Below are 3,727 nucleotides of genomic sequence, written 5' to 3'. Positions count from 1 at the left end.
GTACAAAGCCACTGTTCTTCTTAGATACTGGGTAGCCATAACACTGGGCTTCACCGTAACAACAGGTAAGATCTTTAGCCGTATCGTTTTCATAACAAGGTCGGCAATAACATAAAATACTGGTATTAGACATTACCTGCCCCCGGCGTGTGGTGAGTTTTGTTCTGCTCTTCTTTTTGTTTCTTATTTAAATCATGACCTTTTATCAGTCCAACCACTAACAACACCCATCCAATAATAAAGAACATGCCACCCAAAGGGGTTATCGGGCCAAACCATTTTATGCTGCTTATTCCTAGCGCGTATAAACTTCCACTAAACAACACCGTACCGGTAACGAAACAAAACGCTACCCGATTTGCCCACGTCGATGAGACAACGCCTGACAGCGCAGGCAAAATCAGCAAGGCTAATGCGTGATACATTTGATAACGCACGCCAATTTCAAACGTGTTGAGCTGCTGTGCAGTTAAGACGCTTTTTAAACCATGTGCGCCAAACGCACCTAGCACGACAGAAAGGCCCGCTAGCAATGCGCCAATAATAAGATAAGGTTTAGCAACGGTGGCAAACCTAAGTTTTTCAGTTTTCATTAAATTAGTCTTTCGCTCTGATTTCTAATTAACCATTAATTATTTAAATGGGCTTCAATAAAAGAAGCGGTAAGCGTGGCAGCGGTAACAATATGTTCTTCCTGCGTTTTGCCACTTGCTTTGCGAGGCTTAAAACTGTGATCGCCGTCGTCTAAATAGGCGCATTCAATGTCTGTAGATAATACGCTGCGCTTTTTGTAATCCTCTACTTCGCTCTTTGTACCAAAGGTATCTCGTTCACCCTGAATAATAAGCAAAGGCTTAGACGCCGTTTGCAGATGGTCGGTGCGTGTTTTTTCTGGCTTACCAGGAGGATGGAACGGATAGCCCAGCGCTATCGCGCCTTTTACATTGCTCACCGCTTCGTACACCATGGTCGCCATACGCCCGCCCATCGACTTTCCACCGATGAACACAGGCAAGTTATGCAAGGCTTTGTTATCTTTGCTGCAGGTTTCAATCACCGCAGTAAAATGTGACATAAGTTTATCGGCTTTATCGGGAGGCCTACGCTTACCGGTAGCTTTTATGGTTTGCATATAGGGAAAGTTAAAAAGAACGGTTGATATACCTCTAGCAACAAGTTCCTTCGCAATGTCTTGCATGAACTCATGCTCCTTACCGGCGCCGGCTCCATGGCCTAGTATCAAACACGCTAAGGGCTTATCGGCTTCATGCAATTCAATGTCAAAACTAGGCTGTTCAGCAATGGTGTTCAACTTAGTCATATTACAACAAGTCCTCTTGTTCAGCTTCGACCAGCGCTAAGATCCAGTCTCTAAATGCCGCAATCTTACCGAGTTCAGCCTGTGATTCCTCACACACGAGATAAAACGCATCGCGACTCTCCACTCGTTCTTCAAACGGCATAACTAGCCTTCCCGCTTCAATTTCCGGCCTTGCAAGTACCGTGTTACCCAACGCAATGCCTTGACCGAGTGCAGCGGCTTGCAAAACTAGCATGGAGTGACTGAAAACCGGTCCTTGGTTAACGTTTACGCCAACCACACCTACATGCTTCAACCAATTTTTCCATGCAGTACGGCTTAAGTCGTGAAGCAACACGTGGTGCCGTAAGTCAGACAGGCTGGATAAAGGTTTGGGGCCTTGAAAAAGCATTGGAGAGCAAAGCGGAGTAAGAAACTCTCGATGTAGCTGATCGGCTTGAAGACCAGCCCAACGACCTTTACCGTAATATATCGCAACGTCTACATCGTCTTCTAAGAAGCCTTCATCGAAATCAACTGCCTTGATGCGTACGTCGATGTCTGGATGCGCCAAACTAAACTTATGAATACGGGGTACCAGCCATTGGCTCGCAAAGCTGGGCGGCATCGCTACCGTGATAGCACCTTTACTGCCCTTCGCAAGTAGCCTTTCTGTCGCATCTTGTAAGTTTTTGAAGATATCTTTTAGCTCAAGAAAATAAGCTTGACCTTCTTCGGTTAGAAGCAGGGTTCTATTTCTTCGAAGAAATAGCTTCATCGATAAGAAATCTTCAAGTGCTTTTATCTGGTGGCTAACGGCAGCTTGCGTAACAAACAGCTCATCGGCAGCCTTAGTAAAGCTCAAATGGCGAGCAGCCGCTTCAAACGATTTCAAGGCGTTGAGAGGGGGTAAACGTCGATGCATATATCGTTTTTAATCCAGTGTGACCGAAGCATGACAAATTCATTAGTTTTTCTAATGACAACCCATACTTTTACTCGTTTTATTTTTCACCACCCACTGACTATAATTTACCCGAAATTAAAAAAGAACATTTAATTTCAGCATTTTATGATGAACATTTGTTAAACATTTTAACATTCATCAACAATTATTTAATTATTTTTATTAGGTGTGAAAATGAAAAAATTACTTTTAGCTAGTGTTTCTGTAATGGCTTTTGTAAGCGCTGCTGCAAATGCTAACGCACAACCAGAAAAGATCAATCTACAATCGTTAATCAACACAGCAATGACCAGCGTAAAAATGGCCGAAGTACTGCCAGAAAACGATGCGCACATTGTTGTGAAAAAGCAGTCTAAAGCGATTTTAGCTGAAGAGACGCAAGTTCAGCTTCACAAGAACTTATTAGCAATGACAAAAGGTGAAGAGCGCGTAAACGTTTCTGAAGCGGAATAAGCAACTCACACACCTGATACGCATGCCGGTGCTTGCACCGGCATACGCCATCAAATACTAGCTTAGGTATTACTTGTATCTAACGCGTCAAAACCTTTCACCAATTCATCTAGTGCTTTCATCTGCTGCAAGTAAGGCTCTAATTTTGCCAACGGCAGTGCGCAAGGCCCATCACATAGTGCTTCATCAGGGTTAGGATGCGCTTCTATAAATAGCCCTGCCAAACCTAATGCCATACCACTTCTGGCCAACTGTGCAGCTTGCGCTCTACGACCATCTGCAGACGTCGCACGGCCACCCGGCATTTGAAGTGCGTGAGTCGCATCAAATATTACTGGGGCATATTCTTTCATTGCGTCCATGCCAAGCATATCCACAACTAAATTGTTATATCCAAAGCAGCTACCACGCTCACAAAGAATAACCTTATCGTTCCCCGCTTCGCCTAGCTTTCCTATGATGTGACGCATTTCATGCGGTGCTAAGAATTGAGGCTTTTTCACATTGATAACGCTACCGGTTTTTGCCATTGCAACCACAAGGTCGGTTTGGCGCGCCAAGAAAGCAGGCAGTTGAATAACATCCACCACTTCAGCTACGGGAGCTGCTTGGTGCGGTTCGTGCACATCAGTGATAAGCGGAACGTTAAAGGTCGACTTAATTTCTTCAAAAATACGCAACCCTTCTTCCATGCCAGGCCCACGGTAAGAAGTCACAGATGAACGGTTCGCTTTATCAAACGAGGCTTTAAAAACGTACGGGATATTGAGCTTTTGCGTTACTTCAACATAGTGTTCTGCAATACGCATAGCGAGATCGCGAGACTCAAGTACGTTCATTCCACCGAACAGAACAAACGGCAAGTGGTTGGCAACGTCAACGTTACCTACATTAATAATCTGTTGAGATTCAGACATTATCTATTTCCAATTAAATCTTAAAAAAGAGGTTGTTTGGTTACAGCAACCATAGCCGTTGCCATAAGCACAACAAGCGCTGCTACGAAA

The 3,727-nt window shown here is 44.3% G+C and carries 5 protein-coding genes and 1 pseudogene; 1 reads left to right on the top strand and 5 read right to left on the bottom strand.

The features are described from left to right. From QVA83_RS01415 to QVA83_RS01400, 4 genes and pseudogenes are all read right to left on the bottom strand, one after another. Positions 1-133 (bottom strand): annotated as a pseudogene (locus QVA83_RS01415) (23S rRNA (cytidine(2498)-2'-O)-methyltransferase RlmM); the annotation flags it as partial. Continuing rightward, the gene (locus QVA83_RS01410; RefSeq protein WP_287498045.1) at positions 126-593 is read right to left on the bottom strand and encodes a DUF423 domain-containing protein; all 468 of its coding nucleotides are present in this window, start codon (positions 591-593) and stop codon (positions 126-128) included. The gene QVA83_RS01410 and the pseudogene QVA83_RS01415, both read right to left, overlap by 8 nt. 35 nt (positions 594-628) lie before the next feature. Continuing rightward, positions 629-1,321 carry an alpha/beta family hydrolase gene (locus QVA83_RS01405; protein WP_014976158.1) on the bottom strand — a complete coding sequence of 231 codons (693 nt, stop codon included), beginning with the start codon at positions 1,319-1,321 and terminating at the stop codon, positions 629-631. Position 1,322: 1 nt separating this feature from the next. Then, on the bottom strand, positions 1,323-2,225 hold the full coding sequence (locus QVA83_RS01400; protein ID WP_014949024.1) for a transcriptional regulator GcvA: 903 nt from the start codon (positions 2,223-2,225) through the stop codon (positions 1,323-1,325). A 216-nt stretch (positions 2,226-2,441) separates the two neighbouring features. Between QVA83_RS01400 and QVA83_RS01395 the strand changes: the two genes are divergently transcribed. Continuing rightward, the gene (locus QVA83_RS01395) at positions 2,442-2,720 is read left to right on the top strand and encodes a hypothetical protein (RefSeq protein WP_014949023.1); all 279 of its coding nucleotides are present in this window, start codon (positions 2,442-2,444) and stop codon (positions 2,718-2,720) included. A 62-nt stretch (positions 2,721-2,782) separates the two neighbouring features. Here QVA83_RS01395 and kdsA read toward each other — a convergent pair whose 3' ends face one another. Beyond that, on the bottom strand, positions 2,783-3,637 hold the full coding sequence (gene kdsA, locus QVA83_RS01390; protein WP_014949022.1) for a 3-deoxy-8-phosphooctulonate synthase: 855 nt from the start codon (positions 3,635-3,637) through the stop codon (positions 2,783-2,785). Positions 3,638-3,727: the final 90 nt, after the last annotated feature.

This window comes from Alteromonas sp. AO-Serp (genome assembly GCF_017849675.1).
Lineage (GTDB): Bacteria > Pseudomonadota > Gammaproteobacteria > Enterobacterales > Alteromonadaceae > Alteromonas > Alteromonas macleodii.
Note: the sequence above shows the minus strand (reverse complement) of the source record. Positions and strands in the feature narration are given on the sequence as shown.

Coding starts and splice junctions, on each gene's coding strand:
- QVA83_RS01395 (WP_014949023.1), top strand. CDS start 2,442: ATGAAAAAATTACTTTTAGCTAGTGTTTCTGTAATGGCTTTTGTAAGC.
- kdsA (WP_014949022.1), bottom strand. CDS start 3,637: ATGTCTGAATCTCAACAGATTATTAATGTAGGTAACGTTGACGTTGCC.
- QVA83_RS01410 (WP_287498045.1), bottom strand. CDS start 593: ATGAAAACTGAAAAACTTAGGTTTGCCACCGTTGCTAAACCTTATCTT.
- QVA83_RS01400 (WP_014949024.1), bottom strand. CDS start 2,225: ATGCATCGACGTTTACCCCCTCTCAACGCCTTGAAATCGTTTGAAGCG.
- QVA83_RS01405 (WP_014976158.1), bottom strand. CDS start 1,321: ATGACTAAGTTGAACACCATTGCTGAACAGCCTAGTTTTGACATTGAA.